27 protein-coding genes are annotated in these 25,705 nt (G+C 48.1%); 21 read left to right on the top strand and 6 right to left on the bottom strand.

What is annotated here, in order from left to right:
* Together ACN0T0_RS14705 and ACN0T0_RS14700 are read right to left on the bottom strand one after the other, a co-directional pair.
* Entirely contained in the window at positions 1–1,110 is a 1,110-nt protein-coding gene (locus ACN0T0_RS14705) for an anhydro-N-acetylmuramic acid kinase (protein ID WP_417227363.1), read from the bottom strand.
* 24 nt (positions 1,111–1,134) lie between these two features.
* On the bottom strand, positions 1,135–2,535 hold the full coding sequence (locus ACN0T0_RS14700; RefSeq protein ID WP_417227361.1) for an OapA family protein: 1,401 nt from the start codon (positions 2,533–2,535) through the stop codon (positions 1,135–1,137).
* 306 nt (positions 2,536–2,841) lie between these two features.
* On the opposite strand from ACN0T0_RS14700, the gene tyrS reads away from it, so the two are divergent.
* Positions 2,842–4,140 carry a tyrosine--tRNA ligase gene (gene tyrS / locus ACN0T0_RS14695; protein WP_417227359.1) on the top strand — a complete coding sequence of 433 codons (1,299 nt, stop codon included), beginning with the start codon at positions 2,842–2,844 and terminating at the stop codon, positions 4,138–4,140.
* 150 nt (positions 4,141–4,290) lie between these two features.
* The gene (locus ACN0T0_RS14690) at positions 4,291–5,817 is read left to right on the top strand and encodes a peptidoglycan-binding domain-containing protein (protein ID WP_417227358.1); all 1,527 of its coding nucleotides are present in this window, start codon (positions 4,291–4,293) and stop codon (positions 5,815–5,817) included.
* Between the two features lie 192 nt (positions 5,818–6,009).
* Here the strand turns inward: ACN0T0_RS14690 and ACN0T0_RS14685 are convergent, their stop codons facing one another.
* Complete coding sequence (locus ACN0T0_RS14685; protein ID WP_417227356.1) at positions 6,010–6,276, bottom strand: hypothetical protein; 267 nt, start codon at positions 6,274–6,276, stop codon at positions 6,010–6,012.
* 433 nt (positions 6,277–6,709) lie between these two features.
* On the opposite strand from ACN0T0_RS14685, the gene ACN0T0_RS14680 reads away from it, so the two are divergent.
* The 6 genes from ACN0T0_RS14680 to ACN0T0_RS14655 all read left to right on the top strand — a co-directional run bounded on the left by ACN0T0_RS14680 (position 6,710) and on the right by ACN0T0_RS14655 (position 11,431).
* A complete protein-coding gene (locus ACN0T0_RS14680; protein WP_417227354.1) occupies positions 6,710–8,431 on the top strand; it encodes an acetolactate synthase 3 large subunit in 1,722 nt (573 codons plus the stop codon).
* Positions 8,432–8,433: 2 nt separating this feature from the next.
* Complete coding sequence (gene ilvN / locus ACN0T0_RS14675; RefSeq protein WP_417227352.1) at positions 8,434–8,925, top strand: acetolactate synthase small subunit; 492 nt, start codon at positions 8,434–8,436, stop codon at positions 8,923–8,925.
* Between the two features lie 226 nt (positions 8,926–9,151).
* A complete protein-coding gene (locus tag ACN0T0_RS14670; protein ID WP_417227350.1) occupies positions 9,152–9,391 on the top strand; it encodes a hypothetical protein in 240 nt (79 codons plus the stop codon).
* Between the two features lie 110 nt (positions 9,392–9,501).
* Positions 9,502–10,086 carry a phosphonate metabolism protein/1,5-bisphosphokinase (PRPP-forming) PhnN gene (gene phnN, locus ACN0T0_RS14665; RefSeq protein WP_417227348.1) on the top strand — a complete coding sequence of 195 codons (585 nt, stop codon included), beginning with the start codon at positions 9,502–9,504 and terminating at the stop codon, positions 10,084–10,086.
* A gap of 60 nt (positions 10,087–10,146) precedes the next feature.
* Complete coding sequence (locus ACN0T0_RS14660) at positions 10,147–10,539, top strand: acyl-CoA thioesterase (protein ID WP_417227346.1); 393 nt, start codon at positions 10,147–10,149, stop codon at positions 10,537–10,539.
* Positions 10,532–11,431 (top strand): DMT family transporter, encoded by a 900-nt coding sequence (locus tag ACN0T0_RS14655; RefSeq protein WP_417227344.1) that lies wholly within the window; start codon positions 10,532–10,534, stop codon positions 11,429–11,431. Before ACN0T0_RS14660 ends, ACN0T0_RS14655 begins: the two co-directional genes overlap by 8 nt.
* Before the next feature lie 52 nt (positions 11,432–11,483).
* Here the strand turns inward: ACN0T0_RS14655 and ilvY are convergent, their stop codons facing one another.
* Positions 11,484–12,356, bottom strand: a complete 873-nt coding sequence (gene ilvY / locus ACN0T0_RS14650) for an HTH-type transcriptional activator IlvY (protein ID WP_417227342.1) — start codon at positions 12,354–12,356, stop codon at positions 11,484–11,486.
* Positions 12,357–12,585: 229 nt separating this feature from the next.
* Here ilvY and ubiM point away from each other — a divergent pair, with 229 nt between their 5' ends.
* From ubiM to ACN0T0_RS14610, 8 genes are all read left to right on the top strand, one after another.
* Positions 12,586–13,791 carry a 5-demethoxyubiquinol-8 5-hydroxylase UbiM gene (gene ubiM, locus ACN0T0_RS14645; protein ID WP_417227340.1) on the top strand — a complete coding sequence of 402 codons (1,206 nt, stop codon included), beginning with the start codon at positions 12,586–12,588 and terminating at the stop codon, positions 13,789–13,791.
* Between the two features lie 179 nt (positions 13,792–13,970).
* The gene (gene pssA, locus ACN0T0_RS14640) at positions 13,971–14,750 is read left to right on the top strand and encodes a CDP-diacylglycerol--serine O-phosphatidyltransferase (RefSeq protein WP_417227338.1); all 780 of its coding nucleotides are present in this window, start codon (positions 13,971–13,973) and stop codon (positions 14,748–14,750) included.
* A 29-nt stretch (positions 14,751–14,779) separates the two neighbouring features.
* Positions 14,780–15,802 carry a protein-methionine-sulfoxide reductase catalytic subunit MsrP gene (gene msrP / locus ACN0T0_RS14635; RefSeq protein ID WP_417227336.1) on the top strand — a complete coding sequence of 341 codons (1,023 nt, stop codon included), beginning with the start codon at positions 14,780–14,782 and terminating at the stop codon, positions 15,800–15,802.
* On the top strand, positions 15,802–16,389 hold the full coding sequence (locus tag ACN0T0_RS14630) for a sulfite oxidase heme-binding subunit YedZ (protein ID WP_417227335.1): 588 nt from the start codon (positions 15,802–15,804) through the stop codon (positions 16,387–16,389). Before msrP ends, ACN0T0_RS14630 begins: the two co-directional genes overlap by 1 nt.
* 464 nt (positions 16,390–16,853) lie before the next feature.
* A complete protein-coding gene (gene coxB / locus ACN0T0_RS14625) occupies positions 16,854–17,966 on the top strand; it encodes a cytochrome c oxidase subunit II (protein WP_417227333.1) in 1,113 nt (370 codons plus the stop codon).
* A 4-nt stretch (positions 17,967–17,970) separates the two neighbouring features.
* Complete coding sequence (gene ctaD, locus ACN0T0_RS14620) at positions 17,971–19,575, top strand: cytochrome c oxidase subunit I (RefSeq protein WP_417227331.1); 1,605 nt, start codon at positions 17,971–17,973, stop codon at positions 19,573–19,575.
* Between the two features lie 5 nt (positions 19,576–19,580).
* On the top strand, positions 19,581–20,162 hold the full coding sequence (locus tag ACN0T0_RS14615; protein WP_417227329.1) for a cytochrome c oxidase assembly protein: 582 nt from the start codon (positions 19,581–19,583) through the stop codon (positions 20,160–20,162).
* Positions 20,159–21,043 carry a cytochrome c oxidase subunit 3 gene (locus ACN0T0_RS14610; protein ID WP_417227327.1) on the top strand — a complete coding sequence of 295 codons (885 nt, stop codon included), beginning with the start codon at positions 20,159–20,161 and terminating at the stop codon, positions 21,041–21,043. Before ACN0T0_RS14615 ends, ACN0T0_RS14610 begins: the two co-directional genes overlap by 4 nt.
* Here ACN0T0_RS14610 and ACN0T0_RS14605 read toward each other — a convergent pair.
* A complete protein-coding gene (locus tag ACN0T0_RS14605; RefSeq protein ID WP_417227325.1) occupies positions 21,023–21,256 on the bottom strand; it encodes a twin transmembrane helix small protein in 234 nt (77 codons plus the stop codon). The two genes, ACN0T0_RS14610 and ACN0T0_RS14605, sit on opposite strands and share 21 nt — an antisense overlap.
* Before the next feature lie 58 nt (positions 21,257–21,314).
* Between ACN0T0_RS14605 and ACN0T0_RS14600 the strand changes: the two genes are divergently transcribed.
* From ACN0T0_RS14600 to ACN0T0_RS14580, 5 genes are all read left to right on the top strand, one after another.
* A complete protein-coding gene (locus tag ACN0T0_RS14600) occupies positions 21,315–22,025 on the top strand; it encodes an SURF1 family protein (RefSeq protein WP_417227323.1) in 711 nt (236 codons plus the stop codon).
* The gene (locus tag ACN0T0_RS14595; RefSeq protein WP_417227321.1) at positions 22,022–22,477 is read left to right on the top strand and encodes a hypothetical protein; all 456 of its coding nucleotides are present in this window, start codon (positions 22,022–22,024) and stop codon (positions 22,475–22,477) included. Before ACN0T0_RS14600 ends, ACN0T0_RS14595 begins: the two co-directional genes overlap by 4 nt.
* 1 nt (position 22,478) lies before the next feature.
* A complete protein-coding gene (locus ACN0T0_RS14590; RefSeq protein WP_417227319.1) occupies positions 22,479–23,471 on the top strand; it encodes a COX15/CtaA family protein in 993 nt (330 codons plus the stop codon).
* Entirely contained in the window at positions 23,464–24,366 is a 903-nt protein-coding gene (gene cyoE, locus ACN0T0_RS14585; RefSeq protein WP_417227317.1) for a heme o synthase, read from the top strand. Before ACN0T0_RS14590 ends, cyoE begins: the two co-directional genes overlap by 8 nt.
* Positions 24,367–24,487: 121 nt before the next feature.
* Positions 24,488–25,093, top strand: a complete 606-nt coding sequence (locus ACN0T0_RS14580; RefSeq protein WP_417227316.1) for a Yip1 family protein — start codon at positions 24,488–24,490, stop codon at positions 25,091–25,093.
* Between the two features lie 409 nt (positions 25,094–25,502).
* Here ACN0T0_RS14580 and ACN0T0_RS14575 read toward each other — a convergent pair.
* On the bottom strand, positions 25,503–25,705 hold a 203-nt coding region (locus ACN0T0_RS14575), incomplete at its 5' end, for a hypothetical protein (RefSeq protein ID WP_417227314.1).

Here is a 25,705-nt window from a genome sequence, read left to right as displayed (position 1 = left end):
TTATTCCCCCCAGTAAATAGCGCCCAATGGGCGGTAACCTGCAGCACCGGTGACGCCGGGTTCATTACCACTTTGATGGTTAAGGGTGCGGTAAGCCAGCCAAGCAAAGGCTGCGGCTTCAACCCAGTCTGGATCGAGGTCGAGATCGGCGGTGGTGCTCAAGTGATGGGGCTCAAGTAATGTCGCTAACCGATGTTTGAGTTGCTGGTTATAGCTCCCTCCGCCACAGAGAAATACCTGTAGGTCCTCTAGCTGGTGACTGTTGATGGCATCGGCAATTGAGCGGGCAGTTAATTCCAGTAGCGTTGCCTGAACGTCGACCGGGCGGTGTTGTTCTGGTTGTGCACTGAGTAGCTGTTGTATCCACGCGAGGTTGAACTGTTCCCGCCCGGTACTTTTAGGTGGTGCTTCACTAAAGTAGGGGAGCGCTAAGAGGGTTTGCAGTAGTTGAGGTATGATCCGGCCCGCTGCGGCCCACTGGCCATCTCTATCATAGTTTTCCTGGCGGTGTAGTTTTATCCAGCTATCCATCAAAACATTGCCTGGTCCCGTATCATAGCCGAGCACGGCTTTATCCTCAGCGGCCTCGAGGATGGTCAAATTAGCCATACCACCAATATTAACCAGAATTCTATTTTGCTCGGTGTGGTGAAAAAGCGCATTGTGGAAGGCGGGTACCAAGGGGGCGCCTTGACCGCCGGCCGCCATATCTCGGCGGCGAAAATCGGCAACGGTGGTAATACCGGTACGTTCGGCAATCAGATTGGGGTCGCCGATCTGTAGTGTAAAGTGCGCTTCAGGACGATGGCGAATGGTCTGGCCATGACTGCCAATGGCGGCAATATCAGTCCGCGGTAGAGAATGCTGGCTGATCAGGTTTTCCACTGCGCGGGCAAAGAGTTCTGCGAGTGCTAGATCGAGTCGCCCCAGACGTTCAACCTCATTCGTTCCCGGATTAAACAGGGCAAGGGTCGCGGCGTGAATCTCAGCCGGAATGGCTTCACTATGGGTGGCGATCAATGCAAATGTTGGTTCAAACTTAACGGCGACGGCATCGATACTGTCGAGGCTGGTGCCGGACATTAGGCCTATAAAGATCGGAGCACTCATGGATGTTCCTGCGATCAGTTAATGTTATTCAGCGGCAGAGGCTAACTGAGTCGCTTTATAGGCTTCCAGCTGTGCCAGTGTTTGTTCGGCGGCCGCGAAAAACGCTGCTCGTTCGGCTTTGGCTATTGGTGCTGCATGGGGCAGCTGTACGGTCTGCGGGTTTTTGTGGACACCGTTAACTCGGAACTCATAGTGTAAATGAGGGCCTGAGGCGAGCCCTGTTTGGCCAACATAGCCAATAACATCCCCTTGCTGCACTCGGCTACCGTTTTTCTGCCCTTTACGATAATTACTCATATGGCCATAGAGGGTGGTGATATTACCGCCGTGTTGCACGATAACACAGTTGCCATAACCGCCTTTCTTGCCCCGCCAAATAATTTTGCCATTCCCCGCCGCTTTGATAGGGGTGCCGGTACGAGCGGCATAGTCGGTACCTTTATGTGCTCGGGTCAGCCCTAAGACAGGGTGTTTACGCCGTGTTTTGAAACTTGAGCTGATGCGAGCAAAATCCACTGGGCTGCGTAAAAAAGCTTTGCGCATGCTATCACCTTGCGGTGTGTAGTAGCTGCTGTTGCCTTGGCTGTCGGTATAGCGAACCGCAGTGTACGTTTCTCCTCGGTTGACGAACTGGGCAGATAGAATGCTGCCTTCACCGATTTTTTTGCCTTCGAGAAACTTCTCTTCATAAACCAAACTAAAATGGTCGCCTTGACGTAGATCCAGCACGAAATCGATATCCCAACCGAAAATGGCGGCCAGCTCCATAATCATGCGGTCGGATAAACCCGCTTGGGAGGCATCCAAAAATAGGGAGTTTTCGATACTGGCTTTAACAAAACGAGGGCGTATATCGGGTTGTTTGGCGATCTCTTTAACCACGTACCCTTGATCAGTCGATAGAATCAGTGAACTTTCTAGTTTATTGCGGATATGTTTGAGCTTATGCAATTGATGATCGTTGATGACAAAGCTCAGTGTTTGGCCTGGGTATATTCGCTTTAGAGCATCAGTGTCTTTCAGCGCCTCACCAACTAAAAAAGCATCTCGACTGCTGAGTCCTGCACGCTTGAAAACAGAGGTTAGGGTATCTCCATTACGGATGGTGAAATCCTGCCACTGCTCGGGTGCTTGCGCTGTCACTGAGGGACTTTTTGCAGCGCTTTCGGTCGAGGATTGTGTCGCTATTTGAGGCTCGACTAGCTGAGGATTGACCGTTGTTTGTGAACTTGTCTGCACGGTTGGTTGTTGGGTGTTCTGTAACGGCAGCGTGATGGTGGTTGTCGTTGTTTCATTAAATACCGATGCTGGGGCGTTTTGTGAAGGCAGCAGCATTGCGGTTAGGCCGACAATGACAGTACAGATAATAACCGCCATCAGGTGGGTAATCGGAAGGTGCTGTTTTAACCGTTGGATGACAAACACGGTGCTCTACCTCAGTATTTAAAGTTTTGGGAAGTATACCGGAAGCAGTCACATAATCGAAACATTCACCCTCTATCGGCGAAAAAGACGCTATATCTAATAAGTCTTCTGCTATTTAGGGACAGTATTGTCGCTGAATCATGCCAGCTTAAAAGCCATTCTGTGGTGTGAGAGTACTGTGGATGATAAACGATCTTAATCAGTAAGGGGCTTTCGGCATCATAGGTTTGTCGGATTTAATGTGGAAGGGTAGAATACGCCCCATCAATGATGACTACTTATTATGCGAAGGGTTAATAGAAGGCAATGACAGATACGACACTGTTACAGGATCTTAATGCGCGCGGTTTGATCGCGCAGATGACCAGTGAAGACGAACTGGAACAACACCTGGCGGAAGGTTCTGTCACCCTTTATTGTGGCTTTGACCCCACTGCGGACAGCCTTCATATTGGTTCTTTGGTGCCACTGTTGGCGCTAAAGCGTTTTCAGCAAGCGGGTCATAAACCGCTGGCGCTGGTGGGCGGGGCAACAGGGTTGATTGGCGACCCTAGCTTTAAAGCCCAAGAGCGTAAGTTGAATGATGATGTTACGGTTGCCGGTTGGGTGGAAAAGCTCAAAGGCCAAGTGAGTCAGTTTATCGATTTTGATTGCGGTGCGAATAGCGCGGAAGTTGTTAACAATCTTGATTGGACGCGTGGGATGGATATCCTGACGTTCCTGCGGGATGTCGGCAAACACTTCTCGGTTAACCAGATGATCGCGAAAGAGTCGGTTAAGCAGCGGATCGATCGTGAAGGTGAAGGGATCTCGTTTACTGAGTTCACCTATATGATCCTGCAGTCATTTGATTATCAGCAGCTGAATGCTAGCCGCAACTGTACGTTACAGATTGGGGGGTCTGACCAGTGGGGTAATATCACCGGTGGTACTGAGCTGACTCGTCGTATGAACGGTAACCGGGCGTTTGGTTTAACCCTGCCGCTGATTACCAAGTCCGATGGCACTAAATTTGGTAAAACTGAATCCGGTACGATTTGGTTGTCACCCGCGAAAACGTCGCCTTATGCATTTTATCAGTTCTGGCTGCAAACCGCCGATGCTGATGTTTACGCGTTCTTGAAATACTTTACCTTTCTTGCCGTTGATGAGATCGATGCATTGGAGCAAGCCGATGCGGCCCGTGACGGGCGTCCAGAGGCTCAATCAGTTCTGGCGCGGGAAGTCACCCGCTTGGTTCACGGTGAAGAGGGTTTGACGGCTGCGATGCGCATCACTGAAGCGCTGTTCAGTGGCAATCTGGCGGACCTTAGCGAAGCTGACTTTGAACAACTGCAATTGGATGGCCTGCCATCATCTCGTTTGGCTGCAAGTGATCTGGTGGAAACGCCATTAACGACATTGTTGAGTGATGCGGGTTTGGCGGCTTCTGGCAAGCAGATTAAAGATGCGTTGCAACGTAATGCGGTGATCGTTAACGGTGTCGAAAAAGGCATGGATGACAATATGAAAGCTGCAGAGATTTTTACGGCGGAAAATGGCACCTATAGTCGTTTCTTCCTGGTTAAATTGGGTAAGAAAAAGCACCATCTTTTCTCTATCTAAAGGTATTTATGTGAAAAACGCGCTATTCGAAAGAATCAGCGCGTTTTTTTATATCTGCATAAAGGTTATCCGAATAGCGCATAGATATTCTGCACTTATGATCTATATTAACGGTACATATAAATATTAATTTTTTCATCAGGGGGATGTATGCAGAATACATCACAACATGTTTTTCGTATCACCACCTTGAGCGCCGCAATTTTCCTTGCCGCTTGTAGTAGTAACGCACCACAGTCCAATGTCGTCCTGGATCCCGCTGAACTGGAGCAGCGTAATCAGGTTTTGGTTGATAAAGAAAAAGATTTAGCACGGCGTGAAGCCATGTTGGCAGATAAAGCAGCAACACCTGCCACAGAACCCCTGTTACCTCCGTCGGCAAAGGCCGGTGAGTGTTACGCCCGGGTCTGGGTTGAGCCAGAGTATAAAAGCTACACTGAGACCGTATTGGTAAAAGAAGCTGGTGAGCGATTTGAAATCATGCCGGCGAAGTATGAAAAAGTGACAGAGCGAATGATGGTTCAGCCTGCCAGCTTTAAAATGACACCGGTGCCCGCCAAGTATGATGTGGTTAAAGAGCAAAAACTGATTCGTGAAGCCGAGCAAGTTTGGCGCATTGATAAAACCTTAAAAAGTGCGCCGGCCAGTCAAAACTTGTTGGCAGCAGCGAGCTCCCACGGTATTGATCTCGATGCAGCTAAACCCGGCATGTGTTTTCATGAACATTATGTGCCAGCCGAGTTTAAACAGGTCAATGAGTCTGTTTTGACCCGAGAAGCTTACGATAAAGTGAGTGTGGTACCGGCGCAATATCGTTGGGTTGAGAAACGGGTCATGGTGAAAGAAGCCAGCAGTCGTATTGAAGAGGTGCCGGCGAAATACCAAACAGTGACGGAGCAAGTGATTGATGTGCCTGCCCATACTGTCTGGAAAAAAGGTACCGGGCCGATTCAGAAGATCGATCAAGCGACCGGCGAGATTATGTGTTTAGTTGATGTGCCCGCCACCTATAAAACGGTTTCCCGTGAAGTGGTAGTGACGCCGGCTAGTACTCGGACGATCGATATTCCAGCCGAATATAAAACAGTGAAAGTACAAGAACTCGTATCTGAGGCCCGTGAAGAACGTACGTCGGTGCCTGCAGTGTATTCAGATGTAGCATTAACCAAAAAAGTTCATGATTATGAATTTGATTGGCATGAAGTGCATGATCTAACACATCCAAGTAGCACTCGAACTGGTAATAAAATATGTTTGACCGAAACGCCGGCTAAGTATGAAACAGTTGAGCGTACGGTTGTTGTTCAGCCTGCCGGTTTCAAACGCATGGATATTCCAGCGAAGTACGAAAATGTTGAAGTGACTAAGTTGGCTGTCGCAGCGCAGAACAAGCGTTACGAGATTCCAGCGAAGTATGAAACGGTTACTTTAAGTAAGTTGGATAAAGAGGGCTATATGGAATGGCGCTCAATCCTTTGTGATACCAATATGACGACTACCAATATTGGCCATATACAGAAAGCGCTGTTGGCTGGCGGTTTTGATCCGGGTCGTATCGATGGTGTGATTGGACGTCAGACAATGTCTGCGGTTAATGAGTTCCAGCGTGCCAATGACCTGCCAGTTGATGAATATATCAATATGGAAACGGTTAAAGCATTAGGCGTTCGTTTGTAAACAAATAGCTGCTGTACTTAAAACGCCCTGACTTGTCAGGGCGTTTTTGTTTCTAGGGTTTGTTCGATTGGTTGCAGCGGTTGTTCTCGATGACACAGAACAGGGGCTGTCCTCATTGAGAAGACGATAGCGATTGTCCAGACCTGAAAACGGGGCCATATAGGCCCCGTCGTCAGCTGGTCTGAGCGTCGTTTAATACAGGGCTTTTTCGTCGCGTATTAAATCTTTCAGCATATCGAGGAACAGCGTATCTGCTTCGCTATGTTCCAGTGGGATTTTAATGTTGGTGGTGGCGGATAACTCATCGGCAATTTTTACATTCGCATGCTTCTCGTCGATATGTTTACGGGTAATATCCAGTGCGGTCTTACAAATCTCTGGTTCTACCATTATCTTGCGCAATACCAACACAAACTCATTAAGGGCGCGTTCCTTGTTTTTAATTTCCGCAGTGTTCATGCAACGATCTCCGACTCGAAAAAATATCTACGTTTAGCTTATTCTAGCTTTCTTTCACTATAGCATTCTCGTTGCCGGGCCGGCAGCCCTGAGTTGCACAACAGAAGAATATTTGATTTATCCTCGATGTTCTCTTGATCATTTCCTGATCTGCTGTCAGAATGACGCCACAATTTTGTTGTTTCTGCACTAAGTAGGTTACCCCGAAGCAGAAACTTGATAAGCACACCCAGCTTATCTTCCCGGGTTTATAGTGTGTACCCACACGTAATCGCCGGATGAAGAGTTGCTTTTGCCTTTCCCTGACCGTACCGGTCATCTTCGCAAAAGCCTGCTGGTTGATGTTATTTCACACCAGTAGGCGCGTCATAACATCCTCCAGTATCAGAATTTTTTATACATGCCTCTGCGCGTGTAATTTGAGGATACTATTGTGGAACAACTTTCAGGCGGCGAAATGGTAATTCGCGCCCTTAAAGATGAGGGTGTGAAACACATCTACGGTTATCCCGGTGGGGCACTGCTGCATATTTATGATGCACTGTTTCAGCAGGACGATGTGCAGCACGTTCTGGTACGCCATGAACAGGCGGCCACTCATATGGCTGATGCCTATGCACGAGCTACCGGTAAAGCGGGTGTGGCGCTGGTGACTTCAGGCCCAGGTGCAACCAATGCGATTACGGGTATTGCTACCGCGTATATGGATTCAATTCCGATGGTGGTGATTACCGGCCAGGTTATGAGTTTCTTGATCGGTGAAGATGCCTTCCAAGAGACCGATATGATCGGTGTCTCCCGGCCTGTTGTTAAGCATAGCTTTAGTGTTCAGAATCCTGAGGATATTCCTTCTATTATTAAGAAGGCGTTCCATATCGCTGAAAGTGGTCGTCCGGGCCCGGTTGTTGTTGATATTCCAAAAGATATGACCAACCCAACGGATCGTTTTAATTACGAGTATCCGAAAAACATTAAACTGCGTTCTTATAACCCGGTTAGCCGCGGCCATAGTGGTCAGATCAAGAAAGCGATCGATATGGTGCTAGGTGCTAAACGTCTGGTTATCTATGCTGGTGGCGGTGTTATTTTGGGCGGTGCGAGCGGCGAATTAACCGAATTAGCGCAGTTGCTGAATGCGCCGGTGACCAATACTTTGATGGGCTTGGGCGGTTACCCTGGTACCGACCGTCAGTTCATCGGTATGTTGGGGATGCACGGTAGCTATGAAGCGAACATGGCAATGCACCATGCGGATTTGATTCTCGCGGTGGGGGCGCGTTTCGATGACCGAGTCACCAATGGCGTCGATAAGTTCTGCCCGACGGCTAAGATCATCCATGTGGATATCGACCCTGCCTCTATTTCAAAAACCATCAAAGCTGATGTGCCCATTGTTGGTCCAGCGAAGCATGTGTTGAATGAGATGGTCACGCTGGTTAAAGAGAGCAAGAAGCAACCAGAGAAAGAAGCAATCGATGCCTGGTGGAAACAGATCGATGAGTGGCGTACCCGTCACGGTGGTCATTACCGCACCGATGATTCTGCAAAGATGAAGCCTCAGCAGGTTATCGAAATGCTGTGTAAAGTCACCGGTGGTGATGCTTATGTTTGTTCTGACGTGGGTCAGCACCAGATGTTTGCGGCGCAGTATTATAAGTTCAATAAACCGAATCGTTGGATCAACTCCGGTGGTTTGGGCACCATGGGCTTTGGCTTGCCAGCTGCGATGGGCGTGAAGATGAACTTCCCCGATGAAGAGGTTGTTTGTGTCACCGGTGAAGGCAGTATTCAGATGAATATTCAAGAACTGTCGACCATCAGCCAATACAACATCCCATTGAAGGTTATCTGTCTGAATAACCAGTCGCTGGGGATGGTACGTCAGTGGCAGGATATGAACTATGAATCACGTCACTCACATTCCTATATGGAATCATTGCCTGACTTTATTAAACTGGCGGAAGCCTATGGTCATGTGGGTATGAAAGTTGATAAATATGAAGATCTGGAAGCGGCGATGACGAAAGCGTTCGCCATGAAAGATCGGATGGTATTTATGGATATCACAGTAGATCCGTTTGAGCATGTATACCCAATGCAGGTACCGCGTGGTTCTATGCGTGATATGTGGCTGAGTAAGACGGAGAGAACCTGATCATGAGACATATTATTTCTGTGTTGATGGAAAACGAACCGGGCGCGCTGTCTCGGGTTGTGGGTCTGTTCTCCCAGCGGAACTTTAACATTGAATCACTTACGGTTGCGCCAACGGAAGACTCTACACTGTCTCGCCTAACGGTAACGACCATCGGTAGTGACCGGGTTATCGAACAGATCACTAAACAGCTGAACAAGCTGATCGATGTGGTTAAAGTGGTTGATCTGACCGAAGGTGATCATGTTGAGCGTGAGCTGATGATGATTAAACTGAAGGCCAGTGGCCAGATGCGCGCAGAGATTAAGCGTACTGCGGATATCTTCCGTGGTCAGATCATCGATGTGACGCCGACAACCTATACGGTTCAGTTGACCGGTGCCAGTGATAAGCTGGATGCCTTTATCGAAACACTGGGAACCAGCCATATTATGGAAGTGGTTCGTACGGGTGTTTCAGGTCTGTCCCGTGGTGAGAAAGTTTTAAGCCTGTAATCACTGCCTGTTGTTGATAAAGCCGCTCATTGAGCGGCTTTTTGCGTTTAATCGGCCGGAAATTAAAAGGGCATTCGCTGGAAAATTAATCATCTCGACTATACTTAACTATCCCAAAGGGTGATGAAATCCTTGAGATACAGGTTGGCTTTGCAGGGAAGCCGCTGGTGAAATACCAGCTTATCAGGATGATATATTGATTATGTGCCTATCTGAGGAGGTGCCTATGTTCCGTTCGGTTAGATTGGTGATACTGGCCATGTTATTGACAGTATCACCAACGGTTGTGTCTGATGTGACTCTTGCTGAAAAGGCTGCGCTGCTGACATATGACAGTGAAGTGTGTGTGGGAGAGCGCTTGAGTTATATCCGTTACTATCAGGAGAGGATAGGACGCCCAGGGCCTTTGTTTCCACGTTGGAATGATCTCTATGTCGTTGTCTTTGCTCAGGAGATGTTGGTGTGAGGGTTTTTTAGCCTTTGCGGGAGGACAGCGTAAATCAGGGCTGGTGTTTCCAATTTAAGCGTATTACTCTTGGACTCTCAATAACCGGTATAGTACTCAGAGACCATCCTATGAGTGGAAAACTGCTCTATCTGGTGGGCGCTTCAGGCAGCGGTAAAGATAGTTTGCTTGAAGGGTGCCGTCAGCGCCTGCAGACGAATCATCGCTGTTTTGTTGCCCATCGATATATCACCCGTGCGCCGAATATCGGCGGTGAAAATCATATCCATTTATCGCCCGAAGAGTTTGATATGCGAGCGAATATGGGCATGTTCGCCATGCAATGGTATTCCCATGACTATAGTTATGGTATTGGTGCTGAGATCGATAACTGGCTGGCGAAAGGCGTCAATGTGGTTATCAACGGCTCCCGCGAATATTTACAAATTGCCTTACATGCTTATCCGAATTTGATTCCGGTGTTGGTTCAGGTGGATGAAGATCGCCTGCATCAGCGACTGGTCGAGCGGGGACGTGAGAGTGAAGCTGAGATTGTTAAACGGTTAAACCGACACCGACAGTTTGTCGATAGCTTGCCAGAAAATATTCTGCTGATCGATAATAATGCGAATTTACAGGAAGGTGTCGACGCGTTATTGAAACTGATTGAGTCATTGGCGCCAGATTCGCTACAGCCGGCCCGCTCAACCCACTAGATGATGACTGATTTTCAAGAGGGTGCTATTTAAGCACCCTTTTTTGTTAGGAGATTTTTAATGTTCAGTATTGAGATGAGTGTTAGGGACTATGAACTGGATATGCAGGGTATCGTCAATAATGGTGTCTATTTTAACTATCTTGAACATGCCCGTCATGCGTTTTTAAAACACAGTGGTATTGATTTTGCGGCCCTGACGAAAGCGGGTATCCATCTGGTGGTGATCCGTTCAGAGTTGGATTATAAAGCTTCATTACAAAGTGGTGATCGCTTTCGGGTTGAAGTCGCACTAGAGCGGATGAGTAAGGTCAAGTTTGGTTTCCGTCAACGGGTGGTGCGTCTCAAAGATGAAAAGCTTTGTCTGAGTGGGTTGGTTATCGGTACGGCCTTGAATGAACGCGGTCGTCCTTATATCTCTGCTGAACTGGCTGCGCTTTTTCACAATGATTAAGGCCCAGTTTGATAGTTTGGCCATCGTGCTGCTGGTCGGTTTATGTCTATTGTTTGGCTTGAATCAGGTGGTGGTTAAGTTTGGCTTAGAGGGTATATCGCCTCTGATGCAAGCCGGTTTGCGCTCAATTGGCGCTTCTTTTCTACTGATTTTATGGATGATGTGGCGAGGCGAGAAAATCTTACGCCGGGATGGTGCTTTTTGGTGGGGAGTACTGCTGGGTGTGTTATTCGCGATAGAGTTTTTACTCATCTATACCGCATTGAATTTGACCACGGCCTCCCATGCAACGATTTTCCTCTATACCTCGCCATTTGTGGTGGCTCTTGGGGCGCATCTGTTTGTCCCGGGTGAGCGTCTCACGCGATTGCAAGGCGTGGGTTTGCTGATCGCCTTTGCTGGTGTTTTCTTCGCTTTCCGGGATTCCCTCGATGGTGAAGCGTCTCTATTGGGTGATAGCTTGGCTTTAGCCGGCGCACTTTTCTGGGGGGCGACAACCGTCGTGCTGAAGGCTTCGCCTCAGCGGCACCAGTCACCGTCTAGGGTGCTGCTCTATCAGTTAGTAGTGTCGGCGCTAATCTTGCCGTTGCTGTCTTGGCTGATGGGCGAGCCCGGTATTACTCAGTTAACCTCACTGGTCATCGGTTCATTGTTATTTCAGACCGTTTTGATGGCGTTTGCCGGCTATCTAGCTTGGTTTTGGTTGTTAAGTCATTACCCCGCTTCAAAAATTGCCAGTTTTACGTTTTTGACGCCGTTGTTCGGGGTGATGTTTGCATGGCTTATTTTGGATGAGCAGCTTTCGTTGGATATGCTGGGGGCACTGTTGCTGGTGGCATTAGGTATCTATTTGGTCAATAAGCCAAGTAAGCGGGTGAAGCATTCACTGTAAAAACAGCAGGAAGACGGGAACCGCGTTGTTGAGAAGTCTACTATTAACGGCCTCAGCGGATCTGTGACCAGAATGCAGAGATTAGCGGGCTTTGTAATTTCTTTTTCAGTGCGATGAGGCCGACATCATAGGCTTTCAATTCAGGCTGAATCGCTAGAATCCGCACTCGACCTGCTAACGGGCTATTCTCCAACACAATTTTCGGCACAATGCCGACGCCGAAGCCAAGGCTGACCATACTGACAATCGCTTCGTTACCGGCGACTTGAGCATAGATTTTGGGTTTAGTCCCTCGTGTCTTAAACCACTGATCAATCCTTTTCCGTGAAACCCCTTCTTCTGACAAAATCATAGGTACCGCTGACCAGTCGATAGTGCCACTGAGCATGGAATCTAGGAGGGGGTCTTGCTGCGGGGCGATAAAGACCAAAGGTGAGGTGGCGATGTGTTTAAAGGCTAGGCTGGTGTGCAATATGTCGGTGCGGGCGGCAATGGTGATATCGTCGGTGCCACTCACTACCCGTTGAATCGCACTTTCGGGATCGCCGGTATGTAGTTTGATTTCGATTTTGGGATGTTGACGGCGAAATTTATTGAGAATGTCATAGAGAAAGCTATAGCTTGCGGTGACCGAGCAGTAGACGCTGATCTCTCCCTGTAATTCTTGCGCTTCTTCGAGGAGCGAGTTACGGATAACATCCCACTGTATCAGTGCCTCGCGGGCGTAGGTTTGGAAACGGTCACCTTCATGAGTTAGGCTGACGGTACGATTATCCCGCTCGAATAACTGTACTCCGAGGGTATCTTCCATCTGTTTAATCGTGCGGGTGAGGGCCGAAGGGCTGATATGGCACACTTCGCTGGCGCGGCCAAAATGAAGTGTGTCGCATAGACTGATAAAGAATTTAAGCGAGCGGGTATCCATCGGTCGTATCAGTTTCTATATTGCAGTAATTGAAATGTATTTTTACATATATGTTGTTTTCTGCAATCAATATTTATACGTACTGTTTGGCTTTTATGATCCAGAGGATGATGCGGGTTAGGCTTTCTTAAACTGGCTTGACCTGGATTAGGGTAATCGATTGTTGTTGCGGGTAAGGTCTAGCCTTATATTCCGGTTGCAATGGCGCATGATCGCCCTGAGGTTCAGTATGAAGTACGACATAATCATTATTGGCGCGGGCCCCGCTGGGCTGAGCTTTGCTCGTTCACTAGGCGACACTTCTCTAAAGGTCTTGTTGGTGGATCGGTCATCTTTTAATACTTTACAGAACCCACCGGAAGATGGCCGTGAAATCGCGTTAACACATCTGTCGGTGACATTGATGAAAGCCTCCGGGGCTTGGCAGACACTCGCCGCCAATGATGTATCGCCGATCTGTGCGGCGAAAGTGCTTGATGGTAATTCTAGTTATACGCTGAACTTTGATAACGATAATGCGGCGTTGGATGCGTTAGGCTATTTGGTACCCAATGACAAAATCCGCAAAGCTTATTTCGACGTTGTGCAAGGGATCGATAATATTGAGTTGTTGACTGAAATGTCGGTTGAAGATGTCGGTAGTGATGAACGCTGTGCCTGGGTGCAGTTGGCGAATGGTGAACGTTTCGAGTGTGATCTGCTCGTCTCGGCGGATAGTCGTTTTTCGGAGACCCGCCGTAAAATGGGTCTGCCCGCCAGCATTAAAGATTTTTCCCGCACCGCTATCGTGTGCCGAATGGAGCACTCGCTGTCCCATCAGCAAACAGCCTTTGAATGTTTTCATTATGGCCGAACCGTAGCGATTCTACCGATGACGGGTAACCTGTCGTCCATTGTTGTGACGGTCTCTAGTGCTGAAGCTGAAAGTATCTTTAATATGAGTGAAGAGGCGTTCGCCACAGATATTGAACAGCGTCTACAGGGGCAGTTAGGTCGTATGAAGCTCTATGGTCGTCGTCATCTCTATCCATTGGTGGCGGTGCATGCGAATAAATTTGTCAGTCGTCGATACGCGGTGATCGGTGATGCTGCCGTTGGTATGCACCCAGTTACGGCCCATGGTTTTAATTTGGGGCTGAGAAGTCAGGAAACCCTGACCAAGGAGATTAAACAGGCCCTCAGCCATGGTGTCGATATTGGCTCTAACCGTGTGTTACAGAAATATCAGCGCAGTCATATGTTGGTTACTCGTCCCTTGTATATGGGGACTAATCTCGTGGTGGGGTTGTTTACCAATGATAACGTGGCGGCCAAAATCGCCCGTAAGGCGACCTTACGGATCGCCAATAACTTCGCGCCGTTAAAGCGGATTATCACCCGTAAGTTGACTGAGAAGCGGATCGATATTCCTTTCTTTTTACCCGGTTTAAAATAAGCGCTAATCTTATAGCTTAATCGAGTCTTCAGTGTTTTGTTTAGCGGTCTTTGGAAGCGAATAGCTGAGCCTATTCGGCCGCCTCAGATACTGAAAGCTTTTGGGTATCGATAGCTTTCCGTTAGGCGGAAAAGTAGAATGTCAGAACATTTTGTTAATCCATTGGTGTAAACAGCTCTATGAACAACCCACAGGGAAGCAAACCAGAACAACCTGATCAACCTACCCCAGAACCTGCAGACCCTAAACCTCGCAGTCGCGGGATATATTTATTGCCAAACTTATTCACGACCGGCGCTTTGTTTAGTGGCTTCTACGCCATTGTTGCGGGCATGAACGGTGCGTTTGATAATGCGGCGATTGCGATTTTTGTCTCGATGGTACTCGATGGACTCGATGGTCGTGTGGCTCGTCTGACCAATACCCAGAGCACATTTGGGGCGGAATATGACTCGCTAGCGGATATGGTCTCATTTGGGGTCGCACCGGCATTGGTTACATTTAGCTGGGTCCTGAGTGACGCGGGTAAGTTTGGTTGGTTCTGTGCGTTTATCTATGTAGCTGGCGCGGCTTTACGTTTGGCGCGTTTTAATACCCAAATTGGTTCTGTGGATAAGCGCTACTTTATCGGCCTGCCGAGCCCGGCCGCAGCGGCGTCGATCGCTGGATTGGTGTGGGCCTGTGTTGAATTTGATATTGATGTCTCGAGTTTTGTCTTACTCATTGCTATCTATGTCGCTTTGATGGGCGTGTTGATGGTGAGTAATGTGCTTTACTACAGTTTTAAAGATGTGGATCCAAAGGGCAAGATTCCCTTTATGATCTTGCTGGTGATCGTTTTGACGATTGGCGTGATCTCGATTAGCCCGGCTATCTTCCTGTGGTTATTGTTACTAGGTTATTCATTATCAGGTCCGGTATTGTGGCTGCTGCGCAAACGTAAAACACTCAGCAGCTAAACCACGCGGAGCATTGAGGAGAGGTTGTTTTGAATAGATATAAACGAGCCAGTGCTCAATCGATCCAACCCTCCGAGATTACCCCAGAATCTATTTATCGGAATCGTCGTCGCTTTATGCAAGCGGCGTTGTCGATGACGGCATTGCCGATGCTGGGGTTGTCATCAACTGTGCGTGCTGCGGAATATGATATTCCTGCTGACCTGCCTCGTTATTCAGGGCCTCAGTGGCTACAGCCAAAGTTGGGCGACGCTGTCCGTAACCCGGGCTATTCAACGAATGAAGCTTTAGCGCCGTATTATGATGCGATTACCCATAATAACTTTTATGAGTTTGGTACCGATAAACGTGACCCGGTGCGCAATGCTCAGGGATTTGTGACCGACCCTTGGACGGTTGAAGTCAGCGGTGCGATTGCAAAACCTGGGCACTATCCACTGGAAGATATCCTCGCTCCCCATACCTTAGAAGATCGGATATACCGACTGCGCTGTGTTGAAGCTTGGTCGATGGTGATTCCTTGGTTAGGATTTCCGCTGGCGGATCTGATTAAGCGTTTTGAACCGACCTCTCAAGCCAAATATGTGCACTTCACAACCTTAGAAGATAAAGCGCAAATGCCTGGTCAGGGTAATCTGTTTGGTACAATAAAGTGGCCCTATGTTGAAGGGCTAAGAATCGATGAGGCGATGAATCCTCTGACATTGATGGCCGTCGGTATGTATGGCAATGCACTGTCGCCGCAGAATGGCGCGCCATTACGATTAGTGGTGCCTTGGAAGTATGGATTTAAATCGATTAAGTCGATTGTTCGTATTCACTTTAGTGAGACGATGCCAAAAACCAGTTGGAATATTATCGCGCCGGATGAATATGGCTTTTATGCCAACGTTAATCCTGCGGTCGATCATCCTCGCTGGTCTCAAGCGACAGAGCGTCGCTTACCCTCCTCACTGTTCTCACCTAATTTGATCGATACCCTGCCATTTAATGGCTATGCCGAGCAGGTCGCTGACCTCTATAAGGGGATGGATCTGACTCAGTGGTTTTGATGGCCTCATTGCTGCGTGCCGGTTGGTTTCGCTGGATGCTGTTTCTACTATTGCTGCTGCCGTTGGTTTTACTGATACAGGCGTTGCTGAATGGAGATCTAGGGGCTGATCCAGCTAAAGTAATTGTTAAAGACCTCGGTTTCTGGGCGCTCTTCTGGCTATGGTTAACTCTCGCGGTGACGCCGTTGCGCCGTTTATTGGGTTGGCGCGAGCTGATTCTCTATAGGCGCATGTTGGGTCTGTTCGCCTTTTTTTATGGTGTGCTTCACTTGTTGGCATTTGCCACTTTTCTAGTGGGCTGGCGAATGGATATTTTGCTCACAGAGCTGACTAAACGGCCCTATATTATTGTGGGTGGGCTAGCGCTTTTAATGCTCTTGCCACTGGCGTTAACATCGACTCAAAGGATGCAGCGTCGCTTGGGTAAGCGCTGGAAAACACTACACTCTCTGATCTATCCCGCCAGTTTATTGGTAATGTTGCATTTTGTTTGGCAGATTCGTTCAGACTTTTCGCAGCAACTTATTTTTTCAATTCTGTTGGCTCTTTTGCTTGGACATCGACTATATCTTAAAAGACGCAGTTAACTGATTCGTTAAGAGAGGTGCTTAATATGATTCCAAACCGGTGCTTTGAACAACGGCTGCCAGTCATTTTTTGGATCGCTCGAATGCATCGTCTATGGGCTATGATATTCGCAATACCACCCGACGAAAGAAGACGAAGATATCATCTACCTATGCCGTCGATGTGGCTTACATTGTTGGCTTCAGCGTTTTTTTTGATCGTGCTTATGGAGATGCTGTTTTTACTTTCAACAACATTAGCGGGCTAAGAAGGCGTTATCAGCTCGGCTTTTTCTCTCTGTGGCAAGGGCGTTAGTTTGCTCTTGTCGCTGTCTGTTTTTTGTACAGTTCTCCTTGTATTTTTGAATCTACTGCTATACTGGCTAATAACCAAGTGATCAACTCGGGTAATGGAATTGTTTAACAGGGATCATTGATAGGCTTGGTTTGCCGCTGTTGAAACTTAACAGCAAGGAGGCCTAGGGATGAGACATATCGGCAAGGCTCTGTTGTTTACAGGGATCTTTTATGTACCGCGAGTGTCGGCGGAGTGGCAGGTTAACCTGATCGAGGGGGCGACTGAAATTAGTCGTTCTGTCTATGGCCTGCATATGATCATTTTCTACATCTGCGTGGCTATCGCGGTGGTGGTGTTTGGTGTCATGTTCTGGTCGATTATTTGGCACCGTAAATCTCGCGGCGCCAAAGCGGCACACTTTCACGAAAGTACCTGGGTCGAAATTATCTGGACAATCATTCCCGTGGTTATTCTGGTATCGATGGCGGTTCCAGCCAGTACAACACTGATTCAAATGTACGATAAAAATAACGCGGATATTGATATTCAAATTACCGGATATCAATGGAAGTGGCGCTATAAATATCTTAATCAAGATATCGATTTTTTCAGCTCGCTAACAACCCCTCAAGAACAGATCAATAACGAGCAAACGAAGGGTGAGCATTATCTACTGGAAGTGGATAAGCCTTTAGTGATTCCTGCCGGTAAAAAAATCCGTTTTCTGTTGACCTCCAATGATGTGATTCACTCATGGTGGGTGCCAGCCTTGGCGGTCAAAAAAGATGCGATTCCGGGGTTTGTTAATGAATCTTGGACGCGAGTCGATGAGCCGGGTATTTATCGGGGGCAGTGTGCCGAGTTGTGTGGCCGGGACCACGGCTTTATGCCGATTGTGGTTGAGGTGAAATCCCCTGAGGACTATCAGCGGTGGATTACCGCGCAAGCTAATTTGAAAATTGCGGAGCAGCAGTCGGCGCAACGGCAGATGAGTCAGGCTGAGTTGATGGCGCAGGGGGAGACGGTTTACAAGGCGCGTTGTGCGGCTTGTCATCAGTTTGAAGGTCAAGGTATTCCCGGAGTCTTTCCTGCATTGGCAGGCAGTAAGTTGATGGCGGGTGATGCGGCAGAGCATATTAATGTGGTGCTGCATGGTCGATCAGGTACCGCGATGCAAGCATTTAGCGAGCAGTTGAGTGTGGTGGATCTCGCATCGGTTATTACCTACGAACGAAATGCTTGGGGTAACCACGGCGGTACGGTGACGGTTCAGCAAATCAATGAATTGTTGAAGGAGTAAGGTGATGGCTAGCTTAGAACAGGCAGTTCACAGTCCCGGTCATCATGGCCCAGCTAAAGGTATTACTCGCTGGCTTTACACGACGAACCATAAAGACATCGGTACGCTCTATCTGCTATTTAGCCTCACAATGTTTTTTGTCGGTGGCTGTATGGCGTTGACGATCCGGGCCGAGCTGTTTCAACCGGGATTACAACTGATAAGACCTGAGTTTTTCAATCAGATGACCACGTCTCACGGTTTGATTATGGTTTTTGGCGCGGTGATGCCGGCTTTTGTTGGTTTAGCTAACTGGTTGATCCCGATGATGATTGGGGCACCGGATATGGCGTTGCCGCGGATGAACAACTGGAGTTTTTGGATTCTGCCGTTTGCATTCGCGATGATGCTTTCCACCTTGCTGATGGAGGGAGGCGGACCTAACTTTGGTTGGACCTTCTATGCACCACTGTCCACGACGTATGCGCCTCCGAGTGTCACCTTCTTTATTTTCGCCGTTCATATGATGGGGATTAGTTCGATTATGGGGGCGATCAATGTGATTGCCACCATCTTGAATATGCGCACTCCCGGTATGAAACTCATGGATATGCCACTGTTCGTTTGGACATGGTTAATCACCGCTTTCTTGCTAATCGCCGTCATGCCGGTATTGGCTGGCGTGGTGACTATGATGTTGATGGATATCCATTTTGGAACTAGCTTTTTCGATGCAGCGGGGGGCGGTGATCCGGTACTGTTTCAGCATGTCTTTTGGTTTTTTGGTCATCCTGAGGTCTATATCATGATCCTACCGGCATTTGGTGTGGTCTCAGAAATTATTCCAACGTTTGCTCGTAAGCGATTGTTTGGTTATACCTCTATGGTATATGCCACCGCGTCCATTGCGTTGCTCTCCTTTATTGTCTGGGCGCACCATATGTTTGCTGTGGGTATGCCGTTGGCAGGCGAGCTGTTCTTTATGTACACCACGATGCTGATAGCGGTGCCGACGGGGGTGAAAATATTTAACTGGGTAGCGACAATGTTTCGTGGTTCGATGACCTTTGAAACACCTATGTTATTTGCTTTGGCGTTTGTCGTGCTGTTTTCTATCGGCGGTTTTTCTGGGCTTATGTTGGCGATTGCACCAGCTGATTTTCAATATCACGATACCTATTTTGTAGTCGCGCATTTTCATTATGTGTTAGTGCCGGGTTCCGTATTTTCAATTATGGCGGCGGCGTATTACTGGTTACCTAAATGGACCGGTCATATGTATAACGAAACGATGGGTAAGCTGCATTTCTGGCTCTCCTTTATCGGCGTTAATGTTACCTTTTTTCCGATGCATTTCCTTGGTTTGGCGGGAATGCCGCGTCGGATCCCTGATTATGCCCTGCAGTTTGCCGATTTTAATATGGTGGCGACCTTGGGTGCGTTTCTGTTTGGTTTGTCGCAATTGTTGTTTGTCTACAACATCGTTAGCTGTCTTCGGGCGGGTAAAAAAGCCACCGACGGTGTATGGGAGGGGAGTCATGGTCTCGAGTGGACTCTGTCTTCACCTCCGCCCTACCACTCATTTACAGAGCCGCCGGTATTCAGGCATCCCTATAAGGATAATGAGTGAGGTGAATGATGCAGCCGCTACAGCAACGTAATCGGAGTCTGTTAATTAAATTGTTAGCCAGCGCTGTCTTGATGTTTGGCTTTGGTTTCTTGTTAGTGCCACTATATGACGTGTTCTGCGATGTGACGGGCTTGAATGGTAAGTTGCAGAATACTGGAGCCTTGACGGAGGTTTATCCAGTGAATGAGCAGCGCCAAGTACGGGTGCAATTTTTAGCGGTCAACAATGAGGCGATGCCTTGGCGGTTAAAGCCAGCGCTATCTGAGATGTTGGTTCACCCAGGTGAAATGACTCAAACCGCCTTCATGGCTTTTAATCCAACAAATCAACATATGGTGGCGCAGGCTATCCCCAGTGTGTCGCCCTCGGCAGCGGCGGAATATCTCCATAAAGTGAATTGTTTCTGTTTTGAGCAACAGCCCCTTAGCGCTGGCGAGGAACGTGAAATGCCATTGGTGTTTATGGTGGATGATAAGCTGCCTGAATTTATTACTACGGTGACGTTGTCTTATACCCTGTTTGATATTACCCCTGAATCGAGACCGGGCAGTGGCAGCTCAATTATTCCGGCAAGGAGTACTTTATGAATAGTCAGGCTTATTATGTTCCGGCTCAAAGTCGTTGGCCTATTCTAGCCTCGGCGTCGCTGTTTCTCATCGCTTATGGTGCTGGGACGTTAATGAATGCATTGACTGCCAACAGCGGTGGGGGGCTCGGGCTTACCATACTGTTAGTTGGTGTTCTTTGTATGGGGTTAATTCTCACTGGCTGGTTTGGTCATGTGATCGATGAGAGCCGAAGCGGGCTCTACTCTGATCAAATGGATCGTTCCTTCCGTTGGGGAATGAGCTGGTTCATCTTTTCGGAATTGATGTTTTTCACCGCTTTTTTTGGTGCTCTTTTTTATGTCAGAAACCTCTCGGTTCCTTGGTTGGGAGGCGAGGGTGAAAAAGGAACGGCTAATATGCTTTGGCAGGGGTTTGAAGCGACCTGGCCATTGATGAAAACACCCGATATGACCGCTTATCCCGGGCCTTCGGGACTTATTGACCCGCTGCACCTGCCGCTTATTAACACTCTATTGTTGTTGAGCTCCAGTGTGACGGTGACTTTAGCTCATTACCGTTTAAAGCAGGATCGTCGTCCTCAAGTTATTGGCTGGTTAGCGCTTACTATCATTCTTGGTTCTTTGTTCATAGTGTTTCAGGGGCTTGAGTATGCAGAGGCTTATGATGAGTTGGGCTTGACCCTTCATGCCGGTATCTATGGTGCGACCTTTTTTATTCTTACGGGCTTCCATGGCATGCATGTGACGCTGGGTACCCTGATGTTAGTGATTATTCTGTTGCGGGTTATACGCGGGCATTTTGAGCCGGATCATCACTTTGGCTTTGAGGCGGTTTCTTGGTATTGGCATTTTGTTGATGCTGTTTGGGTTGGGTTGTTTCTATTTGTCTATCTGTTGTGATGACGCGACGGGGAAGGGGGATCTGAGACTGAGCTCTCCGCTGTAGAAGCCAATGAGGATAATTAACAGCAACGCGACGGCGAATACCACTCGGATGATCAGTGAATGTACCGTGCGTCGAGAGCGACTTTGGTCTTTGAGTAGGAAGTAGAGGCCGGCGAATAGACTGATAATAATGCAAAGGAAGAAGATAATAATCAGTATCTTAAACATATTCAGTACTCTGCTCTGTGTATGAATAAAGCGGTAATACGTATGGAGTGACACTCAATTGAGTAAAGTTCAACGAATACCTGTTAGCAAGTGGTTTATGGTGATTCTAGCTCTGTTGCTGATGCCGTTATTAGTTTGGCTGGGTATATGGCAGTTGCAACGGGCCGATGAGAAACAGCAGCTATTAGCGCAGTGGAATAACGCACGTATGGACTTAACCGTATTACCTGAACAGGATGTGGCGCCGGCCGGAGTGGCATTAACCGGTCACTTCATTAGGGGGGCGGTCTACCTATTGGATAACCGAACCCGAGAAGGGCGCGTTGGTTATGAAGTGATTGTGCCTTTTGAGTTAGCCGTGCAGCAGAGTAAAACGAGGTTAGTTATGGTTAATCTTGGATGGATTCAAGGTAGTCAGTATCGTGATCAGCTGCCGAGTATTGAGCTTCCTCAGGGGGAGCAAAGGGTTGTCGGTAGATTGGTCACGCCCTTGCCAATTGTTCAGCTAAGAGCTGATCGTTGGCAGCCTGGTGGGCTGATCAGAATTCAACAGCTGGATATGGATCGTTTAGCTGCACGGCATTCTGGATTGTATCCGGCGGTTATTCGTATGGATAAACCATTGTTGCCCCAATTAAGAGTTGGGTGGCCGGTGGTGACGATGACACCGCAGCGTCATATTGGTTACGCGGTTCAGTGGTTTGGTTTGGCGATGGTACTTGTGACTGGATGTGGCTGGTTGTTATGGCATCAACGGAGGGCGTTATGAGTCATAAAGGTTATCCGCGAACGGTCTTTTGGTTGGTATGGGCGGTGGCCCTGATACCGTTGATAGGTGCGTCACTGGCTTATTTTTCCGATTGGCGCCCAGCACAGCAGATTACTCAGGGTGAGCTTTATCCACCGGGCGTGATGCTTAAGGATTTGGCGCTTGAGGAGGCAGATGAGATCGCCGAAGGCTGGCAATTGATTTTGCTGGTGGATAATGAGTGTGCTGATGAGTGTCGACAGTGGCAGGAGCTACTGCCGGGGCTGCAAACATCACTGGGTAAAGACAGTGATAGGCTCCATTGGCAACGAATCGAGATTAGTGACACGGGTGCGGGCTTATTATTAGCGGACCCTCGTGGGTTTATGGTGACACGCTATAGCCTTTCTCTTCCTCCTCAGGCGGTGATCAAAGATTTAAAACGTTTGCTGCGGATATCGAAGGTAGGGTGAGATGAGTAATCGCCGGCCACTGGTTATCTGTTATCTGGCTATTGTGCTGACAATATTGGTAATTCTAATGGGCGGTTGGACCCGCATTATGGATGCTGGTTTGGGGTGTCCAGATTGGCCGGGCTGTTTTGGGCAGGTGACCGCCCCTGTTTCACAATTGCATATTGATGAGGCTCGCCAAAACTTTGCCGGTGTTGAGGTCGATGCGGTAAAAGGTTGGATCGAGATGATTCATCGCTATATGGCAACAACGCTTGGGTTGTTGGTGATGGCGCTTGTTGTGATGGCATGGCAACGTCGTCGACAGCCAAGTTATCCCGTTGTTTTGTCATCTGTTTTGTTGCTGTTGGTCGTTTGTCAGGGTTTATTCGGTATGTGGACGGTAACCCTAAAACTACTGCCTCCGATTGTATTGGGGCATCTGTTGGGAGGCTTATTAACCCTAACGTTACTGACGGTATTGGCGGGGAGAATTCGGACGGTTGGTAGCTCTCCTCGTCAATCCTCGTATCGGGGATTAATGCGGCTGGCGATGCTGATACTGTTTGTTCAGATACTGCTGGGTGGTTGGACGAGCGCTAACTATGCGGGGTGGGCTTGCACCCACTGGCTTAGTTGTATTGCAGGGCAGAGTACTGAACTCGATTTTGCCACTGGTTTTAGTTTTAACTTTGAGACTGACCAAAATCATCAGGGCGGGACACTTTCTCAGCCCGCCCGAGCGGCGATTCAGATGATGCATCGTGCCGGTGCTCTCGTTGTGAGTTGCGTTATGTTGCTCGTTGGCATGTTGGCTTTACAGCGCCGAACTAGCCGGAGGCCGGCATATGTACTTTTGGGGTTATTGACCCTGCAGCTGTTATTGGGTGTCGCTAATGTGGTTTATGGCGTACCAGCGTTGCTGGCGTGGCTTCATCATGTGGGCGCGGTGTCGTTATTACTCTGCTTACTCTGGTTGAAATCCTGTTACCTATCGGAGGTGCGCTATGAATAATAGTCAACAAAAAGCCTTAACCGAGTTGTTTGCTTGGCGTGATTATCTTGAGCTATGCAAGCCTAGAGTGGTGGCCGTGATGTTGCTGACGGCGGTGGTGGGTATGTGTTTAGCTACGCCGGGCTTACCACCGATTGGTATTGTTATCAGTGCAACACTTGGTATCGGTTTGATGGCATCGGGTGCCGCAGCGGTAAATCATGTCATGGATCGAAATATTGATGCGAAAATGGCAAGAACCCATCGGCGTCCTCTTCCTCAAGGTAGAATCGATGAAACGCGGGCTCTGCTGTTTGCGGCATTCTTATCACTCTCTGGTGTGGCAGTACTGATCATCTGGACCAATTTATTGACCGCATGGTTAACATTGGCAGCTTTAATCGGTTATGCGCTGATCTATTCCATGCTACTGAAGCGAGCTACCCCGTTAAATATTGTTATTGGCGGAATTGCGGGCGCCGCACCCCCACTGCTGGGTTGGGTTGCCGTAACGGGTCAGGTTAACCCAGATAGCTTATTACTCGTGTTGATTATTTTTGCTTGGACGCCGCCGCATTTTTGGGCGTTATGTATTCACAAAAAAGATGATTATGCGCGGGCAGGCGTACCGATGTTACCGGTGACCCATGGTGAGCAATATACTCGCTTACAAATTTTGCTATACACCGTATTGATGGTGCTTACCACGCTGTTTCCATTTATGACGGGCATGAGTGGTTTGGTGTATTTGGTTGGCGTGACACTGCTGAATTTGAGGTTTATACAATGGGCGATCAGGGTATATCGGGGTAAAGATACGGCAGCACCGATGGCAATGTTTTGGTTTAGTGTGAAGTATATTATGTGGTTATTTGCCGTGTTATTGGTTGATCATTATATAATCAGTCTACACTGAATAGAACGAGTCGATTTTCAACAAGAGTGACTGAAAGCTAAAAGTCAGAGATTAAGGAGCATGCAGTTACTTAAACACTATCGTAAGGCCGAAGATGAATCCCGGCCTGGGAGGATGACCTATGTTTCTGCAACATATGTGGGGTGTAATCTATGACCCTAAGCATGAGTGGCGAGATATTCGCAAAGAACGTTATTCGATGATGCACTGTTTCTTGTCGCAAATAAGTATTCTTGCGGCCATACCTGCACTGTCCCTATTTATTGGCACAACACAGATAGGCTGGAGTATTTCGGGAGGTGATTTTGTTAAGCTTTCAATGCAAAGTGCCTTGATGGCCGCAGTCGCCTTTTATGTCGCGATGTGGGTAGGAGTCGGTTTTATTGCTTATGTTATTCACTGGATGGAACGAACCTATGGCGGAAAAGTTAGTCTTGATGAATGTATGGTGTTGGCTACCTTTACCGCCACTCCGATGTTCATGGTAGGGATTGTCGGTCTATATCCGGTCTTATGGTTCAATGTTATTGCTGGCATGGTAGCCGTGGCTTATACGATATACCTGCTTTTCACTGGGGTGCCTGAAATAATGCAGATCCCTGAAGATAGGGCATTCTTCTTTGCCTCATCTATTTTAACGGTTGGACTTTGTGTGTTGGTGGGCTTGTTGGCGATAACAGTTATATTGTGGAGCACCGTTGTTCCGTTAAGTTACGTTAGCGGATAGCTATCTAGCAAAAAGATACCAGCGGCTAACAGTTAATTACAAAAAAAACCGCCGCGAGGCGGTTTTTGTCATTTGGTTGGCGCTTCTTCCGAGCGTGATGGGCTTTAGGCTTATACGAGCAAATGACTAAGCAGCAGCTAGCAAGCGGCACCGCTGCGTTTTAACTACTTCTTGTTCTAAAAATAATCTTTTTCACAAAATCTTAACTTTTTCGTGCTGGTCCTGTTGACTCACTGGCTGTGCGGTGTAGAATGCGCCTCCTCGCTTGAGACAGCCACCGGAAACGGTCACTGAAACAGGTTTAGCTGTTCGATTAACCCATTGAAAGCACGGCGTTTAACGCAGGCTTTTAACAGCGAAAAATTGAACAGGAAGTCACCGACTTCATTTGAGAGTTTGCTAAAAGTTCTTAAATAAAATGGTTGACTTCATCAGGGTGTTGAGTAAAATACGCACCTCGCTTGAGACGGCGAAAGCGAATAGCTTTCGCAAAGTGGCTGAAGAATTCAGTCTGCATTTTCAAGCAACGCTCTTTAACAGATAGATCAGATAATTCGTGTGGGCGCTTGTTGAGATGAAGCACAAAAGCTTTATCAAAGTAAGCGACACATA

The organism is Amphritea sp. (assembly GCF_048266285.1).
Lineage (GTDB): Bacteria > Pseudomonadota > Gammaproteobacteria > Pseudomonadales > Balneatricaceae > Amphritea.
Note: the sequence above shows the minus strand (reverse complement) of the source record. Positions and strands in the feature narration are given on the sequence as shown.

What these genes read in the sequence shown, in the direction of transcription:
- ACN0T0_RS14705 (WP_417227363.1), bottom strand. Translation starts at nt 1,110, where the DNA reads ATGAGTGCTCCGATCTTTATAGGCCTAATGTCCGGCACCAGCCTCGAC.
- ACN0T0_RS14590 (WP_417227319.1), top strand. Translation starts at nt 22,479, where the DNA reads ATGAGTAATCGCCGGCCACTGGTTATCTGTTATCTGGCTATTGTGCTG.
- pssA (WP_417227338.1), top strand. Translation starts at nt 13,971, where the DNA reads ATGAACAACCCACAGGGAAGCAAACCAGAACAACCTGATCAACCTACC.
- ACN0T0_RS14580 (WP_417227316.1), top strand. Translation starts at nt 24,488, where the DNA reads ATGTTTCTGCAACATATGTGGGGTGTAATCTATGACCCTAAGCATGAG.
- ACN0T0_RS14615 (WP_417227329.1), top strand. Translation starts at nt 19,581, where the DNA reads ATGATGCAGCCGCTACAGCAACGTAATCGGAGTCTGTTAATTAAATTG.
- ACN0T0_RS14595 (WP_417227321.1), top strand. Translation starts at nt 22,022, where the DNA reads ATGAGTCATAAAGGTTATCCGCGAACGGTCTTTTGGTTGGTATGGGCG.
- ACN0T0_RS14660 (WP_417227346.1), top strand. Translation starts at nt 10,147, where the DNA reads ATGTTCAGTATTGAGATGAGTGTTAGGGACTATGAACTGGATATGCAG.
- ilvN (WP_417227352.1), top strand. Translation starts at nt 8,434, where the DNA reads ATGAGACATATTATTTCTGTGTTGATGGAAAACGAACCGGGCGCGCTG.
- coxB (WP_417227333.1), top strand. Translation starts at nt 16,854, where the DNA reads ATGAGACATATCGGCAAGGCTCTGTTGTTTACAGGGATCTTTTATGTA.
- ctaD (WP_417227331.1), top strand. Translation starts at nt 17,971, where the DNA reads ATGGCTAGCTTAGAACAGGCAGTTCACAGTCCCGGTCATCATGGCCCA.
- tyrS (WP_417227359.1), top strand. Translation starts at nt 2,842, where the DNA reads ATGACAGATACGACACTGTTACAGGATCTTAATGCGCGCGGTTTGATC.
- phnN (WP_417227348.1), top strand. Translation starts at nt 9,502, where the DNA reads ATGAGTGGAAAACTGCTCTATCTGGTGGGCGCTTCAGGCAGCGGTAAA.
- cyoE (WP_417227317.1), top strand. Translation starts at nt 23,464, where the DNA reads ATGAATAATAGTCAACAAAAAGCCTTAACCGAGTTGTTTGCTTGGCGT.
- ACN0T0_RS14655 (WP_417227344.1), top strand. Translation starts at nt 10,532, where the DNA reads ATGATTAAGGCCCAGTTTGATAGTTTGGCCATCGTGCTGCTGGTCGGT.
- ilvY (WP_417227342.1), bottom strand. Translation starts at nt 12,356, where the DNA reads ATGGATACCCGCTCGCTTAAATTCTTTATCAGTCTATGCGACACACTT.
- ACN0T0_RS14605 (WP_417227325.1), bottom strand. Translation starts at nt 21,256, where the DNA reads ATGTTTAAGATACTGATTATTATCTTCTTCCTTTGCATTATTATCAGT.
- ACN0T0_RS14670 (WP_417227350.1), top strand. Translation starts at nt 9,152, where the DNA reads ATGTTCCGTTCGGTTAGATTGGTGATACTGGCCATGTTATTGACAGTA.
- ACN0T0_RS14685 (WP_417227356.1), bottom strand. Translation starts at nt 6,276, where the DNA reads ATGAACACTGCGGAAATTAAAAACAAGGAACGCGCCCTTAATGAGTTT.
- ACN0T0_RS14630 (WP_417227335.1), top strand. Translation starts at nt 15,802, where the DNA reads ATGGCCTCATTGCTGCGTGCCGGTTGGTTTCGCTGGATGCTGTTTCTA.
- ubiM (WP_417227340.1), top strand. Translation starts at nt 12,586, where the DNA reads ATGAAGTACGACATAATCATTATTGGCGCGGGCCCCGCTGGGCTGAGC.
- ACN0T0_RS14690 (WP_417227358.1), top strand. Translation starts at nt 4,291, where the DNA reads ATGCAGAATACATCACAACATGTTTTTCGTATCACCACCTTGAGCGCC.
- ACN0T0_RS14610 (WP_417227327.1), top strand. Translation starts at nt 20,159, where the DNA reads ATGAATAGTCAGGCTTATTATGTTCCGGCTCAAAGTCGTTGGCCTATT.